General features: G+C 56.1%; 8 protein-coding genes and 4 pseudogenes. 5 read left to right on the top strand and 7 right to left on the bottom strand.

Annotation, left to right across the window (positions count from 1 at the left end):
- Positions 1-5: 5 nt before the first annotated feature.
- Together SO156_RS10370 and SO156_RS10365 are read right to left on the bottom strand one after the other, a co-directional pair.
- A pseudogene (locus SO156_RS10370) lies at positions 6-732 on the bottom strand (enoyl-CoA hydratase/isomerase family protein).
- A gap of 695 nt (positions 733-1,427) precedes the next feature.
- Complete coding sequence (locus tag SO156_RS10365; protein ID WP_498534712.1) at positions 1,428-1,829, bottom strand: hypothetical protein; 402 nt, start codon at positions 1,827-1,829, stop codon at positions 1,428-1,430.
- Between the two features lie 700 nt (positions 1,830-2,529).
- Between SO156_RS10365 and SO156_RS10360 the strand changes: the two genes are divergently transcribed.
- From SO156_RS10360 to SO156_RS10350, 3 genes and pseudogenes are all read left to right on the top strand, one after another.
- On the top strand, positions 2,530-2,790 hold the full coding sequence (locus tag SO156_RS10360; protein WP_498534711.1) for a hypothetical protein: 261 nt from the start codon (positions 2,530-2,532) through the stop codon (positions 2,788-2,790).
- A 783-nt stretch (positions 2,791-3,573) separates the two neighbouring features.
- Positions 3,574-5,013 carry an MmgE/PrpD family protein gene (locus SO156_RS10355; protein ID WP_498534710.1) on the top strand — a complete coding sequence of 480 codons (1,440 nt, stop codon included), beginning with the start codon at positions 3,574-3,576 and terminating at the stop codon, positions 5,011-5,013.
- Between the two features lie 401 nt (positions 5,014-5,414).
- Positions 5,415-5,921, top strand: a pseudogene (locus tag SO156_RS10350) (transposase domain-containing protein); the annotation flags it as partial.
- A 504-nt stretch (positions 5,922-6,425) separates the two neighbouring features.
- Here SO156_RS10350 and SO156_RS10345 read toward each other — a convergent pair.
- Positions 6,426-6,891, bottom strand: a pseudogene (locus SO156_RS10345) (transposase); the annotation flags it as partial.
- A 384-nt stretch (positions 6,892-7,275) separates the two neighbouring features.
- Here SO156_RS10345 and ectB point away from each other — a divergent pair.
- Positions 7,276-8,544 (top strand): diaminobutyrate--2-oxoglutarate transaminase, encoded by a 1,269-nt coding sequence (gene ectB / locus SO156_RS10340; protein ID WP_498534768.1) that lies wholly within the window; start codon positions 7,276-7,278, stop codon positions 8,542-8,544.
- 1,514 nt (positions 8,545-10,058) lie between these two features.
- Here the strand turns inward: ectB and SO156_RS10335 are convergent.
- Both SO156_RS10335 and SO156_RS10330 read right to left on the bottom strand, forming a co-directional pair.
- Complete coding sequence (locus tag SO156_RS10335; protein ID WP_498534709.1) at positions 10,059-11,459, bottom strand: aminotransferase; 1,401 nt, start codon at positions 11,457-11,459, stop codon at positions 10,059-10,061.
- Positions 11,460-11,468: 9 nt separating this feature from the next.
- Positions 11,469-12,983 carry an NAD-dependent succinate-semialdehyde dehydrogenase gene (locus SO156_RS10330; protein ID WP_498534708.1) on the bottom strand — a complete coding sequence of 505 codons (1,515 nt, stop codon included), beginning with the start codon at positions 12,981-12,983 and terminating at the stop codon, positions 11,469-11,471.
- Between the two features lie 156 nt (positions 12,984-13,139).
- Here SO156_RS10330 and SO156_RS10325 point away from each other — a divergent pair, with 156 nt between their 5' ends.
- Positions 13,140-13,616 (top strand): Lrp/AsnC family transcriptional regulator, encoded by a 477-nt coding sequence (locus tag SO156_RS10325; RefSeq protein ID WP_498534767.1) that lies wholly within the window; start codon positions 13,140-13,142, stop codon positions 13,614-13,616.
- A 954-nt stretch (positions 13,617-14,570) separates the two neighbouring features.
- Here the strand turns inward: SO156_RS10325 and ald are convergent.
- Positions 14,571-15,683, bottom strand: coding sequence for an alanine dehydrogenase (gene ald / locus SO156_RS10320; protein ID WP_498534707.1), 1,113 nt, complete (start codon positions 15,681-15,683; stop codon positions 14,571-14,573).
- Between the two features lie 308 nt (positions 15,684-15,991).
- Positions 15,992-16,591 (bottom strand): annotated as a pseudogene (locus SO156_RS10315) (transposase); the annotation flags it as partial.
- Positions 16,592-17,392: the final 801 nt, after the last annotated feature.

Genomic DNA, 17,392 nt, shown 5'->3' with positions numbered 1-17,392 from the left:
GAAGGTTACGCCTTCTTGGCTGCACGTTCGGCCAGGAATTTTTCCATCATCCGAGCTGTTTCGCCTGAGGCGTAAGCCTCTCGATGGATCCGCACTGCCGCATCGAGACACTCGCGGAATCTGACCTCCGTCATCTCGCGAAGCCACTGCTTGTCTAGGCGCATGGCAACAGGAGGCTTCGCAGCCAATTCCCGCGCTAGCGAAAGAGAAGCGTCGAGGACGCTTTCCGCTGGAACAATCTTGTTGATGATTCCAATTGAGTGACACTCCGCTGCATCCATCAATCGGCCGCTGAGCGTCAAATCTGTGGTGCGAGCGAGTCCTAGGATTTCCCGCATAATCCAGGGCCCAGTGACACTCGCAATGCCGGAATTGATTTCGGGCTGCCCCATCCGCACTCCAGCATGACCAATGCGGAAGTCGCAGAGAAGCGCAACTTGGAAGGCCGAACCGGCAGCAACACCATTCAAAGCCGCGATCAGTGTCTTAGGAAGCGACCGAATGACATCGTACAAAGGCTCCCACTCTGCGATCCATTTGGCTGTCACCGTCGAACGTCCTCGCATCGTTGAAATCTTGACCTGTACAGAATGCCCGGTCTCCCGCCCCTGTCAGAACAATCGCACCGACTGCCTTATCGCTCTGAAGCTCCAGGAGGGCACCAACGACCTGGCTTCGCATTGGAGCGTGCCAGGCACACGGAGCAGCCACATAGATCATTGCATATTGCATGTAGACTTACCTCCTACCAGAATTACGGCTCCTACAACCGATCGGGTTTTCAACCTTCGTGCCGACTCGGTCCGCGGACCCATGATGGGCCTTCTCTTTTTCCGGCCAATGGGTTAGCTGACCAAAAGCTTTGCTTGCAGAACACGCCACCGTCGCAGAACCGACAGCGGCGGGACGGTGATGTCGGAAATCGCGCCGGAGCCCCTCTAACGGCTTCTCACGAAGGACAATCTTAACAGTAGCTCATGAGCGCCGATGGGCGCAGTCTCTATGCGATTTCCCAGAAGAAGGGGGAGCGGTTGGCGTTCCGGGCAAGCATCCGGCGAAGGCTCCGAAGACGACACTTCTTCGCTTTAGTCATTATGAAAGCCTGATTGAAAGGCCGAGAATTGTCGCGCGCTCGAGGAAGTCTGATCCAGTGAGCATGGCTGCTGACCGCATCGACCAATGGGCGTCAGGATCGCCTTTGAGGCGCCCATGCGTCGGCTTTGGCAAAGCGACTATCGCCATCGACGCGCAACAAGCTTGACACTTTATCGCTCGGGCGCTCCACTAGCTCGGGCCCGTCGCATCAGTCCGCGGATTCGCTAGAGCTAGGTTCGGTAAGAACGAGACCACGACCACGAATACTCGCAGCCCGTTCGATGGCTTTGAGAGCTCCTCCATGGTCAATATCTCTAGCTCCGCTGCCTCGTTCAGCCGCCTCCCATTGCAAGTTCGGGCTTTATGACCTGAAGTTGAATGCTTGCGCCACTGTGCTGTGCAATTCCGTTTACGCTCCTATCGATAAGATCGATCAAGTCCTCAAGAACGGCGCTCCGCTTTCCTCTTTTCCCACTCCGGCAAAATTCTCCCAGCAGTAACAACGCGCAATTCTTGTCAGGTCCAGCGCAGAAAAGCAGGGCGGTGCCATCCTCATCCCAAATAAGGAATGTATCGTCAGACGATAAGCCATGAAGCAGCCTATAAGCTTGAAGCAGCCTCGATCGAATCACCAGATAATCCTCAGAGGTCTCAATCACCCCCGCCAACGATAGATAGGGCAACCTCGGCGTGCTCTGCAGCCAGACTTCAGTTCCGTCCGCTTTAAGAAACATTTCGCACTCCTGGAGCTCGCTCAGCTCTTGATCACCGAGGTTCCGATTGGATTTGCGTGCAGGTGTCATTGTAACGCACCTTGAGCAGTCGCGATCTCAGTCGGTCGATGAGCTTGGGTTACCTGCATACGCCGTACCAATGCAGGCAGTCACAAAAACACCAAGACAACGAACTGACGGCGTGATGTCACATAACGAACATCGTGTATGCCTAGCTCAAAACGGTGCCAATCAGCTTGGTCGTCGGCTGCGGCCACCGTACGATTCTCTCCGCAGCAAATATTGCCTTCCATGTTAAGACCCACCGGCTGAATGAGCGTTGCCGGCTTCAGTTAGACATTTACATGAATTGATCTGCACCGAACAAACGTTCGATTGTCCTTGGGGTTCGCTAATCCGTTGATCCAATCAACGCGCACAAGGGACACGCGCGTTCATAAAGCAACGCGCATCGATTTCGCAGGTGGCACGCCGATTGCTGAAACGAAAACGAAGGAACCGCAACGGTGGATTTACTGCGGGAATGCCAATGAAGCTTGTCCGATCGATCTTGATGAGTGCGCTCTGATGAGACTTTTAAGTGGCAATGCCAAAGCAACCAATTATCAACATCGCGGTTGCCGCGGCCTCGCCACGCCGAACAGCATAAATGCGGCTAACGTCGGCTGAAGAGCATAGCATTCGAGCTCATGAAAGGACTATGACCATGACGCTCGTCAAAGCTCCTTTATGCAGCCCCGCAGCGCCGACCGTCTATGTTGGCAGAAATCGTCTTGGCAACTGGATTGTTTGCGAACAGAACGGAATTTTTGGCGGCCTCTTCGCGGGCCGCGCCCAGGCGTTCAAATACGCACTGCGCAAGAATGGCTATCATCGAGAAAAGATCGTCGAGCTGTCGCATGAAACGGAACTCGATGTTTCTGCCAATCCGGAGCTTGCGGGCACAAGGCGCGAGGCCTGATAGGTCCGCGCGCAATTGATCAGGACGATCGCATGAGTTTGCCGCCCGTCCACGAGGAGCAGGCGCCGATATCTCGATATTCGATCACGCGACTATCCAGTTTGGATATCTGATCATCACGAAGCATCGAGACAGATTCCTTACCCAACGCGCTGTACCATTTGCTCCGAACTCCGAAGCGACGAGTTTCGTGGGCTACCACAAGGAAGCCAATGAACACCCATGTAGCTAACAGTCCGCTGGCTCCAAGATTGAGTATGTCCACAATCCGATTCTAGTTGGGCCGGCGGCGGCTTCTCCTATGGCTCACACTGAGCACGATGCGTACCGGCCACGCCGCACTCTTCGACGTGCACGTATTCTTCAAGCGCGAAGTCCTTGATAGAACCGTCTCACCTGACCAACAGAGCATCGTAGCCGCTGCGTCGTTCAGCACGTCCATTTGGTTCAACGGTCAAGCTGACCGCAGATGATCCTCTCACCGCGGTTTGTCGTCAACCACACGCTCGACGATGTGCAGGTCAGAACTCTTAAGACGACTAACCTGACGCGATTTCAGGCGCTGCACGAGATTAGTATGTTCTTGCCCTTCCTATCATATTGGATGGTGCAGATACACGAGCATGATAAAACCCTAGCAGCCCGAAATATCCCTCCCAGAATTGGTAGCGTCACGAGCCTGGACAACTCGGCGTGACGCCGCTTTAGATGCGCACCACCTCAACTAGGCGACACTGATTACAACGCGAATGTGAAGCCTAGTCCTCCGCTCGGGTTCTTTTGATGTTAGATACATCTTTCGATCTGACTAGCTCGCTGGCTCGATTTACTTCAACTCTCAATATAGGCGACGTGCCCGCTAACATAAAAGCGGAAGCTCGTCGCCTTCTGCTCGATTCAATCGGCTGCATGATCGCCGCCACCCGCACGCGCATGGCGCCTATCGCCTACGGCGTAGCTGACTTTTTGGGAAATGGCGACGTCGCCTCTGTGGTGGGTCGAGATCAGCGCGCGAGCCTCGCAGGCGCCTTATATGCCAACGGCCGTCTCGCGAACTGTATGGACCTTGACGAGACCTTTCCGGTCGACCATCATTTCGGCGCGGCTGCTGTTGTTGCCGCTCTCGCGCTTGCGGAGATGCACAAAGCAACGGGTTCACGGTTCCTGCAGGCCGTGATTGCGGGATATGAACTGGGCGGGCGGGTGGCGAGCGCGTTAGGGCTGCCCATGCTCTTCGCGGAGAGCCGCCTAACTGGCTTTCCGGTTCTTTACAGTTGCTCCGCGCCGGTGGTATTCGCGGCAACAGGCGCGGCGATCCAACTGGAGATGCAGGACGCAACTCTGGCTAAGCAAACGCTTGGCATAGCCGGTTCGAATACCCCGCTGCCGACGACGGGAATGTGGGCATCGTCAACGACCGATCTGCCGGACTGCAAATACGCGGACGCCGGTTGGGCGGCACTTGCCGGTGTGTTCGCCGCGCAGTCAGCCGCTCTTGGCGCGACCGGCTTTTCTACAATCTTTGACGGTGATCGCGGCTTGATCAGAATGTCCGGCACGGATCAGTTCAACCCAGATAACCTGGTCGGCGCTCTTGGCTCTCGCTGGATGCTCGCCGATATCGCTTACAAGCCATGGCCGACGTGTCGTTGGGCGCATCATCCGCTCACCGCACTCATTAAGGCCATCGGCAAGGCCCGTATCGACGTCCAGCAGATTGAACGCATCGTCATCGGCACCAATGTGCTGACATGTACTCGGCGCTTTGGCAATCCGAGCCCGCGCACCTTTAGCTCACGACAGTGGAGCATTCCGCACGCTGTCGCAATGCTGCTGCTCGGAATTCCCGTGGGCCCGGCATGGTTGGACCCGGCGCAGGACGATAACCAAGACGTTAGGACACTGCGAAGAAAAGTAAGCATCGAGCATTGGGGCCCGGCAAATGCTTTCGCAAGTCACATCATGCGCGAGCAGTGGCGCAATATGCCCACACGTGTCGTGATTGTGATGCGCGATGGTACTCGTCTTGAGGCTGAAACGGAGTTCGCGCTGGGCGATCCGTGGACGAGCGATACCGCATACGGCGACGAACACATAATCGAAAAATTTCGTGCGGTAAGCGGGCTATCGACTGCGCGCGCTAACGACGTAATCCAGGCCGCGCTGAATATCGAAGCGCAACCGGACGTCGAGGCGATCGTATCCGTGCTGCGTCATGCTTGAGACTCGCGCGATTGAGAACAGTCCGCGGGCCGATCCGCAACTCCTTTCGCGTCTTAGATGGAACAGCTCGCGTCTTAGATGGAATCTGCGCGCAAGCAAACAGATGGGCAAATGGTTGCGCAGCCACTTGTGTTGCGATGCACCGGAACTTTTCAGTCTGTCAAATGGCGCTCGCCATGCGCCAATAACTGCGAGCGCCGTGCTCCGATGACGCTGTTGCAACGTCAGCGGTCGCCTGAGGCGCCTAACCAGACCACACGGTGCGCCCGGTTTAGCCAGGGCAGCAGTTTTGGCCATTGCCGAACTAGGGCTCAAGCCTCAAGAAACATAGCGTCCAATGCGAGTTGATAGCAATTTGCGGTTGAGCTTGCCAGCAAACATGATTCGCTGCCTTCACGAGTTTGAAGCCGGATGATCTTCTCTTGGATCTTGCCGGCGTCCAGTCGCACTGCTGGTCGAGCGTGACTCGTCGCGAGCTGACCGCGAAGCTCGGCTGAAGGTCGAGGTTGAGCGCGATGCGTCCGTTGCGCAAGCCGCCAAGATACAGGCCGAGGCCATCAATTCACAAGTCGAATCCGCCGCCAGTGCGCAGGCGAAGTTGTCCGACACAGAAGCGCTGATCGCGCATCTGCAGCTCACGATCGAGAAGTTGAAACAGAGCTTCACAGGCCGCACTCCGAACGCACGGCGCGACGGATCGAGCAGTCGGACTTAAAGACTAGTGAGGTCGGCGACCGAGGATGAGCTTGCAGCACAGGCTGGCGGCCCTTCACGCGCAAGCGGCCGATCCGCAAGCCCTGGCCGGATGATATCGAACGCGAGCGCGTCGTCGTCGGTCCCCGGCCCGCTGCGCCTGCTGCGGCGGATCGCGGCTCTCGACGGTGGACGACGATGTGATCAGAACATTGTAGGCGATCGCGCGACGTACCGCAGTTTTTCTATTCACCGCGAACCGTCAAACTTAGGGCACAATATGAATTTGGGGCATATTATCTTATGAAGTTCGTTCCGGACGAAGGCGCAGTCCTTGCTAGGAGAAGCCGATGTATATGGGCACATTAGCATATTTCGCTTATGTTGATTCCGGTGCCCACCACTCTCTCAGAGTATCACGATATTTGACCCTCTGATGATTGCCGATCGCACACCAGTCAAGAATGAATAGGTCTCACAACTCGGATCGTCTTTTTCGCCTACCGCCGCATGTCTAGCAGAACAACACCAACGGCCGCTCCGCGATCGATGGTCGCACGCCGCGCTAGCCAAGTTATCGGATCAGCACGGATCAGGGCGCCAAGCGCCGTGAAGAAGGGGTCGGCGGGAGCGAGGCCGTCGATGGTCCGCGCAAGAGACCCCATTGCCGAACGATGCAGGTGAGATGATCTCGTATGCTCGCGGCGACCGCCTGCAAACTAGTCAAGTGAATCTGAAGTTCCGCCGCATAAGGTCTGCTGAGCTTTGTGGCAGAAGCTTTTGACGGAGGCCAAAATCTGGTCTGCGGACTTGATCCATTTGAAGGGCTTCGGGTTTCTGTTGTGCAGGTCGATGAAGGTACGGATGTCAGCCTCAAGCTGCCTGACGGAGGTGTAAACACCTCGTTCGATCTGCCTCCTGGTGAGTTCAGCGAACCAGCGCTCGACCTGATTGATCCATGACGCGGAAGCTGGCGTGAAGTGGACATGATAGTGCAGTCGACGCGCGTGTCTTGTGGGGTGGCGTAGTTATCCATGACAATATGGACAATCGAGCCCTGCAGGAACTTGCAGCTTCGATCTCTTTTAAAACCTTCAAGAACTTGACCGCTCGATGGCGCTTGTAGCATTTTCCGATGACGACCTCGAGGCGACATCGAACGGCAGCAAACAGCGAGGTAGTACCCCGAGACTCTAACCGCTGCTGGATGCAAGTTCAGCGGCAGGCAACAGCCCCCTCATGTAAGGATCCGTGCGTCATAGCGATGCATCCCAGAACGAAGTCCTCATTCGACCGAGCAGTCTAAGAACCTGGGACGGACGCCCATATAGCAGGGCGTTTACCATCTCACCTAAACCCTACCAGCCTAGGTAGGCGCGACAATTACCTTTTGTGGGGTAACTGGAGTGGACCTGTTCTATGAAAGGCGCTCGCGCAACATAGGGTTTGCCGAGAGGAGCACGTTCCGGTCTCTATCTCCATAGGACGACAATTCTGAGAGCAGGCGTGTTGCAGTGAACCAGTCACGGGGAGATGACGATGGACGGAATGATTAAACAGTCACGAAAAATGGAACGTCTGGAAGCGCTTGAATCAAACGTCCGCTCGTACTCACGTTCTTTCCCGGCAATTTTTAGCCGCGCCCGCGGCTCGACCATGCTAACTGAAGATGGCAGAAAGGTCATTGACTTTCTCTCCGGTGCTGGAGCGCTGAACTACGGCCATAACAATCATGGGATTAGGAACGCCATCACTGAATATCTAGCATCCGGTGCTGTGGTCCACGGGCTTGATATGGCTACTCCTGCAAAACTAGAGTTTATGGAAAGTTTCAGCTCTGCTATACTTCTTGAACGAGGTCTGCAATATCGATTCCAATTCACAGGGCCAACAGGAGCAAACGCCATTGAGGCGGCTTTAAAGCTCGCGCGCAAAGTCTCTGGGCGTCAAAACATCATTTCGTTCACAAATGGCTATCACGGCATGAGCTTGGGAGCGATGGCGGCGAGCGGTAATCGCTTCTATCGCGCAGCCAGTGGCGTTTCGTTGTGGGGGGCAACCTTCATGCCTTTTGATGGCTATTTTGGTCCAGGTGTCGATACTGCTGACTACCTGCGAAGAATATTGACGGACGAGAGCAGCGGCGTCGATCGTCCAGGTGCCATTCTTGTGGAAACAGTGCAAGCAGAAGGTGGCATGAATGTCGCTTGCGAGCAGTGGCTGAAGTCAATTCAAGCGATAGCAAAAGATATTGGCGCTCTTTTCATAGTTGACGACATTCAGATGGGTTGCGGTCGCACGGGTGACTTCTTTAGCTTCGAGTTTGCGGGACTGTCGCCCGATATTGTTGCGTTGTCCAAGTCACTAAGCGGGTACGGTCTCCCATTGTCAATGTTGCTGATCAAAGAGGAGCTCGACGCGTGGCAGCCTGGGGAACATACTGGAACGTTTCGAGGGAACAATCTCGCACTTGTGTCTGCAAAGACAGCTATAGACATGTATTGGCGCAGCCGAACGTTCTCGCAGCAGGTTCGGCAACTGGGAGAAGCTATGCGGCGCCGACTCGAGGCAATTGCATCAAAGTATCGAAATAGCTTTGCTGTACGAGGTCGTGGCATGGCACTTGGGTTTGATTGCCAAAGTGCCGAAATCGCAGCGGCTACGACGCGCAAGGCATTCGAGAAGGGATTGGTTATCGAACGATGCGGGCCCGTTGATCAGGTCGTAAAGTTCTTGCCTGCACTCACTATCGACCACGATACACTAGATCAAGGCCTTGAGCTATTCGAAGAAGCTTTAGCCGAAGCACTTTGCGGGGTCAGGGGGCTGGTGAATTGAGGTCAATCTTAGTAACCGAAGAGATCTCACCGTTACTCGGAATTGCTCCTGGGGGTTCATCACGGCCAGCATGCGGCAGCAATAACGTGTCCTGCGCCGATGACTTTTTCGGGACGACCTAACTAGCCCTATGTTCGCCCTTTGAGGCGACGGGCCGCCGCCCCGCGGCAAGCTCCTGTCGAGGGTCGCGCCGGATCCTCCGGCGCCGAGGCCTCAAGCTGGTCAAAGAGTCTGATGGACGATAGCATTTTCTTGGGGCTGGCCGCGCACAAGTGACGTTTTCAGTCGAGGCGGCCCCTTCGCGCTCCTTTTCGACCGTCTGCTTGACGCATTCCAGGATCCCCACCGCGGACGGCCGCACTGAGCGCGTCACCGGAGCTGTTGACCGTGACGACCCCGATCTCGTCATGACGCTCAAGCTTGACCACTTCACTCACACTGCGCTCCCCGACGAAACAATAAAATCGGGTGGATAGCCGAACTGGCTGGCCAGCCGCTTTGGGCGAGTGCTCGGACCGTACTAGCTCGTTACAGAGCTGCATCAGATTGGACTGCCACCAGATCATTTGCTGCATATCGCTCCTGCTGCGTCGACAATGTTTCGGTATGCTTGACCGTGCGGAGCCGGTAGAGGTGTCTAATCATGTTCAGCTGCTAAGTCGTCTCGCATCGAATCCCTACCCTGAGCGGCTTCAGGTGCGAACGGATTCACCGCATCATCGGCCTCGTGCGCTGACCGACACTGATCGGCAGATCGCCAGATGATGGCCGAGTTTCCATTATCCCGCACCGCGCTTGCTCGTCTCAGCACAAGCCGTAAACGGTATCGTCCAGCGCTGGGCATAGTCGATAACGAGCGCTGATAGCGCCATGCCACTATCCAACCCTTGGCGACGAGTTCTGAGAGTGCCTGAGCGATGCCACGGCGCGCGATGCAGGCATGGTCATAGATTCGTTCGACCGCGGTACCATGGCCGGAACCGCCGACACAAACTTCTTCAGAAAGCGGACGCTTGCGCGAGTAACGCTGGTTTGCACGGTTTCCATGAAGATGCGCTGCAGAGAATCGACCTGACAGCTCTCAATGTTCGCGCGACCTAGGATATCGGAGTAGACGCTACACGGTCTCGTGGTATTTTTCGGCAATGCGAGGCAGGCTTTCAGCGTCAGATCATCCTCACTGCGAAGGCCTTGGAATGCATGGTCCAGCGCTTGGGCATCGCCCGTATGGCGGATCCAGTCACAATACGGTGCGATCAAACGATACTTGCTCACTCGCAACGTCCCGCACGCTTCGCAGCTTAGCCACCGCATCCCGGCAACAACTAGATCATCTCATGGCTCGCACCGGAGAGGCGCAGACTTCCTAGATCAGATGCTCATGCGTGTCCACGAACGGAGTCTCGTCGACCCATTACATGATCTGCGGGTCTGAATTCGTAACCGTTCTCCCTTCGTTTGCTCATGTAATCCGGTGGGCACAAAGGATGTCGATCAGGGATGGAACTCCGCGCTCACGAGAGCGCAGACCCCTTTGCGAGTTCATCCATTACCTGTTTGGTCGCCTGATAAGCTAGGTCGACGATCTCATCGATCTCGGCCTCGGATACAACGAGGGGCGGGGCAAAGCCTAGAATGTCTCCATGTGGCATTGCCCGTGCAATAAGCCCGCGATCGCGCGCGGCCTTTGAAATCTGCGCCCCCACCTTCAACTCCGGATCAAAACGCCGTTTCGTCTGACGATCCGAAACAAACTCGACCGCACCGAGCAAGCCTACGCCTCTAACCTCCCCGACGATCTCCAGCTTTGAAAACTGCTCCTTGAGTCGTCTTTGGAAGCGTTCGCCGACGGTTTTGGCGCGGTCGCTAAGCCTTTCCTTATCGACAATGTCGAGCACCGCGTTGGCAGCCGCGGCAGCAATTGGATGGCCGGAGTAGGTGTATCCATGTGAAAATGCTCCAACGCGGTCGGCGGCGTCCTCCATGACCCTGTACACCCGTTCACCAACGATCGCAGCCGAAAGCGGCATGTAACCGGAGGTCAGTCCCTTCGCGACCGTCACCAGATCTGGCTCGATGCCGTACAGAGTGCAGCCGAAGTCAGCGCCGGTTCGGCCAAATCCACAGATGACCTCATCGGCAATCAAAAGAACGTCATAGCGTCTGAGCACGGCCTGAATTTCACGCCAGTAACCCGCAGGCGGCGGCGTAATGCCCCCTGTGCCCAGCACTGGTTCAGCAATGAAAGCGCCGATTGTTTCCGGCCCTTCTCGCACGATTAGCTCTTCGAGCTCGGCGGCGCGCCTTCGAGAAAAGTCCTCTTCCAGCTCTCCTGGCTCCGCGCCCCAATAGTGATGCGGTGCGCCTGTGTGCAAAATGCCCGGAAAGGGAAGGCCCATATGATCATGGTAGAACGACATCCCGGTCATCGATCCGGAAATCACTGAGCAACCATGATAGCCGCGCTCGCGCGAAATAATTTTCTTTTTCTTAGGCTGGCCACGCAAATTATTGTAGTACCAGACTAGCTTTGCTTGTGTCTCGTTGGCATCCGATCCAGACAGTCCAAAGAACACCTTGCTCGGTTCACCAGGTGCCATTCGCACGAGGCGATCTGATAGCGTGGCCAGCTCTTCGGTCGTATGCGCCGCATACGTATGGTAGTATGCCAAGCTGTAAGCCTGACGCGCGATGGCTTCCGCTACCTCTGTACGGCCATAGCCGATGTTTACACAGTAAAGCCCAGCAAATCCGTCGATGTAGTTTCGTCCCTCTGCGTCCTTGATGCGAATGCCTTTTCCACTTGTGACGATCGTCGGATCGCCGATCTTACCACGTGCGAATTCCTTAAGCTGGGTGAACGGATGCAGGACACTCGCGCGATCTCGTTCAGCAATGGTCTTGATGTCAATCATTAGTGCCTCCTAAGCTACGAGATCGCCAAAGCAAACGTATTTTAGTTCCATGTATTCCGCTAAGCCGTGCCGCGACCCTTCGCGTCCAAGCCCAGATTGCTTCCACCCCCCGAACGGAATGGGCGGCCCAGTGAATGAAGCCGTGTTGATACCGAGCATGCCGCACTCGATTCGTTCAGAAAGTCGCAGCGCACGACGAAGGCTGTCCGTGTAGATGTAGCCAGCCAGTCCCATTTCGCCGGCGTTAGCTCGGGCGATGACTTCTTCTTCAGAATCGAAGGGAAGTACAGCTGCGACAGGCCCAAATGTTTCCTCGCGAGCGATGAGCATGCCATCAGTGACGTCGCTAAGTAGCGTCGGAGGAACGAAGTTCGGGCCTAAGCTAGCGCTTTGTTTGGCCGAGGCAGATCGCGCCCCCTTCCTTATCGCATCATCGATTTGGGACCTGCATTTGTTGGCAACCGACATTTTGGTCATTGGCCCAATATCCGTTGCGGGCTCCAAACCATGCCCGACCCTGAGTTGCGCCACCGCGGCAGCGAATGCGTCGACGAAAGCGCTATAGATGCTTTTTTGCACATAGATGCGATTTGCAGCCAAACAATCCTGACCAGACGTAGCAAATTTTGCCGCCATCGCCCCCTTCACCGCCTTCTCAAGATCGACGTCGTCAAAGATGAGAAAAGGGGCATGGCCGCCCAACTCCAGCGACACCTTCTTGACGCTCTCGGCCGCTCCCTTCATAAGCAAACGGCCCACCTGCGTAGAACCCGTGAATGAAAGAGCGCGCACTCTTGTATCGCTCAACAGTGGCGCCGACAGTTCGATCGAATTACCGACGAGCACTTGGAAGACACCGGGCGGGAGCCCTGCCTGTTCGGCCAATCTAGCGAGGGCCAGCGCAGACAGAGGCGTTTCGGGAGCAGGCTTCACAACGATCGGACAGCCCGCAGCAAGAGCGGCCCCCGCCTTACGGGTAATCATGGCCACAGGGAAATTCCACGGCGTGATCGCGGCCGCGACACCTATAGGCTGCATCCGTACCTGCAGCAGGCTTCCAAGCTTGTGACTGGGGATCGTGTCGCCGTATGCTCGCTCCCCTTCTGCCGCGAACCACTCAAGAAAGCCAGCACCGTACGCGATCTCGTGACGCGCCTCAGCGAGGGGCTTGCCTTGCTCGCTCGTCACAAGAATGGCGAGCTCTTCCGCGCACTCAAGCATCAATGAGGCCCAAGCCTTAAGGATGGCGCCTCTCCTTGTTGGCACTAATTCCCTCCAGGCCGGAAAAGACCGCTGGGCTGCGGCGATCGCCACTTCTATTTCGGCCGTACTGCAACGAGCAACATCCGCGATCTGCTCGCCAGTCGCAGGATCGATCACAGCGTCTCTGTCTTCGCCGGTCATCCATTGGCCATCGACGAGCGCTTCCCCCGCCAGAAAATCTCGACGGCGCAGGTTTTGCAAATGCCGGGTAGCAAGACCGACCGGGTGCGAGCCTTTGTGCCGAGTCGTTTGAAACGTCATTTGTGGGTCCCGCATGGTCAATTGTTGAAATACTCCATGCAATTAGGATACTGCTAAGTGCACAGAGATTTGCGTCGCATTTCCTCATCGCTTGAAGGATTTCCTGCAACATCCACGCGCTTTGCGACGGAATCGCCTAAAGGCTGGAGCCCAAATATGCAATATGACCGGATCGACGCCCGTATCCTGGAGATCGTTCAGAAGAATAATCGCCTGACATCCGAGGTCATCGGCGAAATGGCTGGGCTTTCAGCTACCGCGTGTCAACGACGGCTAAAGAGACTCCGCTCGGAGGGAATAATTGAAGCCGATGTCTCGATTGTCTCGGCGAAAGCGGTCGGAAGGCCTATTCAGATGCTTGTGCTGGTGAGCCTAGAGCGAGAGCGTTCAGACATCATCGACAAATTCAAGAAGGCCATCAAATCGTCAGTTGAGGTGGTCAATGGATTCTACGTCACTGGCGATGCTGATTTCGTCCTCTACATTTCAGCCCGAACCATGGAGGATTATGAGCAGTTCACACGGCGTTTTTTTTATGAGAACTCGGACATAAAGGGGTTCAAAACCATGGTCATAATGGACCGCGTGAAGGCGGGTTTTGCCATTCCGATCGAGTCGCCGACCGAAGATTGACGGACGGTTATTCTTTTTGATTCAATATTTCGTGAAGTTATTCAATCGCTCATTCCCGTACAAGGCCTGAAACTATCGCCTAGATGCTCTACTCTCTTGATTTAAGAGATTGAGCAGTGCGATTTTGCATCTAGTCAGTCCCGTGGCTCATCCACTCTGACGAGATGCAGAAAACAAGTTCGGCCGACGAATTAACTCATGCTGGTCCGGCAAACCGTGATGGCAAGGCCGACGTCTAGCTCTTCACAACCGGCATCAATTTTGAGGGCGAGATCGCGGCGAATGGAAATCGCCGCAGCTGAGATAACTCGGTTGCCCGGAGCCCGCGAAATCCTGAAGACGTCGCGGCTATATCGCGGGAATTAGCCAGCCAAATGGGCCGCTCATTCGTAACCATCTTTAACGGAACAGAGACAGGTTCTCGGGCGAGCGCGCCTTAGATCGACAGGCCCATTGGCTTTTCACATCGATCCGGAGACCATACGGATCCGGCGAATGTAGAGCAACTCGTTTGGCTCTGTGCGCCGGAAGGAAGATGAGCCTGATCGCGCTGCGAAGAAAGTCGTTCACGGTCAGGGCTGATCGGCGAAGAGCTCGCAGAAGCGGGGCGTCGGACAGGCAAGCTTGGGCAAAAGCAAAAGTCACTCTAGCAGGTGCTCTGATGACGTTTAGACTCGTTGATAGCTCAAATTACCGCCGCAGCCTAGCGAGCAAAGCAACGGAGCCAGCCGTGACACTGTCCTTCCCAGAACGGAGTTATGACGCCCACAAGAGCTGCCCCGGGAGAATAGTCCCTCGGGAAAGGCCCGTACCAGAAGACGGGACTGGACGGAGTAAAGCGGCGAGCGAAATGCCGACCTCAGGAATTCGGTTCTGCCAGGTTACGAAAAAAGGGTCCCCCAAAAGAGTCGCGCCCTTCAAGTCAGGGAGGAACGCCCATACTAGGCCTCTGAATTAGGCAGCTGCCTGTTCGATCGGTGAGTATGGCAGACCGAGGCTTTCGGCTACGGCCTTATAGGTGAGCCGGCCTCGATAGACATTAAGGCCCGCCCGGAGGTGCGGGTTCTCAAGCACGGCTGCGAATCCCCTATTGGCCAGAGCCAGACCAAAAGGTAGCGTCGCGTTATTCAAAGCCTGACTTGAGGTGAGCGGGACAGCTCCCGGCATATTGGCGACGCAGTAGTGAATCACGCCGTCTGCTTCGTAGGTTGGATCAGCATGTGTCGTCGGGCGAGATGTTTCGAAGCAGCCGCCCTGATCGATTGCAACGTCGACGATGACCGAGCCCCTCCGCATTGAACTTAACATGCTGCGGCTGACTAGTTTCGGTGCGCTCGCGCCAGGAACGAGCACGGCCCCAATTACGACGTCCGCAGCAAACACCTCTTCCTCAAGGGCATCCATGGTCGATAGCCTGGTACGAACCCGACCTTCGAACAGCTCGTCCAACTCGCGAAGACGAGGTATCGAGCGATCAAGGATTGTGACCTCGGCCCCCAACCCGACCGCCATTCTCGCTGCGTGCGTACCGACAACGCCCCCCCCGATCACGACGATGCGGGCCGGTTGGACGCCGGGCACACCACCAATCAAGAGGCCACGACCGCCCGCATATCGCTTAAGAGCCGCGCCGGCTGCCTCGATCGAAAGCCTACCCGCGACCTCACTCATGGGCGCAAGCAGGGGAAGCCCGCCGTATGTATCGGTGACCGTTTCGTAGGCGATTGCGGTGCACTCGGATTTGATGAGACCCTTGGCCAGCTCCGGGTCTGGCGCCAGATGCAGATAAGTGAAGAGAATCTGATCTTCGCGCAGCTGGGTCCACTCGTGCGGCTGGGGTTCCTTGACCTTGATGATCATCTCGCTAGTTGCAAATACCTCGCTAGCGGAGGCCAGGATCGTAGCTCCTGCCTTGCGATAATTCTGATCTGTCGCGCCAATGCCAACGCCGGCATTGGTCTCGATCAGTACACTGTGACCGGCGGCGACATACTCGCGGACGGCTCCGGGCGTCAGACCCACGCGGTATTCGTGCGTCTTGATTTCCTTGGGAACACCGACCTTCATTTGCAATCTCCTTAGCGAACGGCTCTTTGTAATCGGAAGAGCGGTACGAACCTGCAACTCGAAAGGCCAAATAGCGCAGCAATCCTGCGATCTCCTCGCCCGCGCGCAGGATTTCGAATGACAGATCACAAAAACACTCGCCGCAGCAGTTGTTTGGGCGCCGCCAGTGCGAGAAGCAGCGGAAGTCATTTCGAAGAAGAAGTACAGTTTGTGCCGGCGTCCCGTCTTGGCAGATTTCGTTGAAAAAAACCGGCAGTATTTCGTTGTAATGGCTCCGTCGCGATGTGGCCGAACCGCTCTAGCGGTCCCTATGCGAGCCTCGGGGTGGGCATGGGGATCAGCTTGGCCATTTTCCGAAGGTTCTGGGCGGTTGCTGCGAGGATGAACTCGTCACGCGCGCCGTTTGGTCCTGGTAACCGTAAATGGTCTAGCTTGAGAATGCGCTTGAGGTGCGCAAACAGCATCTCGATCTTCTTGCGTAGCCGGCGCGAGGTGCACCTTCCCAAGATCGCGCGATCTCGCGCGCCATGTCACGGGCGCCTTCATAGGTCGACCGCGGCACGTATCGAGCCGGCTCCTTCGGACAGCACCGGGGCTTTAGACGGCAAGCTTGGCAATCATAACTACTCGCCCGGTAGCGCAATGTCGTACCGTCGATCAATGAGCCGGTCGTCGACAGCAACTTGTTGCCGGGGCAGACGTAGACATCGCTGGCATGGTCGTAGGTGAAGTCGTCGCGTGAGACGGTGCCATCCTGGCGCGCTGACTTGTCGAACACCGTCACATGCGGCTCGATGCCATGCATAGACCAGCCAGCCGAGCATCTTAGCCGAGCCGTAAGCGCTGTCGCCCATGAGTCTGGCAGGATAGGCGTCGAAGCGCCCCATCGAACGTTCGATCATGCGCTTGCCACAAACCTATCGATTGACCGGAGCCAGGTGGTCGGCGGGAATATGCTTCTCAAGCGAGAATTCATAGAACAACGCAGCCTGTTCGACTTGCCGGTACCCCATCATGATCTTCAGTCCTACCGACTAGACAGACTGAATCATTTGATCCCTCTGCGTCGCAACAGCCGCCTTTTTCAACGAAATCGGCCCGTTAGCGCAAAGCTGCCCAGCTTGGTTGGAGCGCGCGGCGTAGGCTTTCGGCGAGACGCGTGTCGCGCATAGTTGTGATCTCGTCCAAGGAGGCACACGTCGAACTGATGACGTGCAGCGGCTGGCTGAAGGTGACATGGCTTGCATCGGTCGGTGTCACGTCGTGACAACCAGGATAGTTGTTGGCGGCGTGCACGAAGTGAGTCAGGAGCATCGGCCAATTAAACCGGCAATGGCCCCGGCAGACTATCGACGCTTTCGGCAAGAGATCAAAGTCGTTCATACCAAATAGGGAACAGTCAGCTCAAGTCTTGTCGAGCGATCAAATACTGGATTAGAGCCATACTGGCGTGGCGTCATTTTCTCCGAACGGCACGTTCAATCCATAAACAAACTCATACATCGAGCGGCGCGACGAGCGTGGCCAGCGCTCTTCGGGTCGTCTGTTAGATATCTCGCTCGCCACAGAGAACCCAGCGAGCGCCCCTGCTAGATTACCGATCGTGTTCCACTGGTCGAACTTGGAGGGGGCTGTTTGAAACAACCGATTTCATTAGCGCGAGTAAAGTGAATGCGATCAATCAAGCAATGCAGTCACGATCAGCGCTG

This window comes from Bradyrhizobium sp. UFLA05-125, from assembly GCF_059803515.1.
Note: the sequence above shows the minus strand (reverse complement) of the source record. Positions and strands in the feature narration are given on the sequence as shown.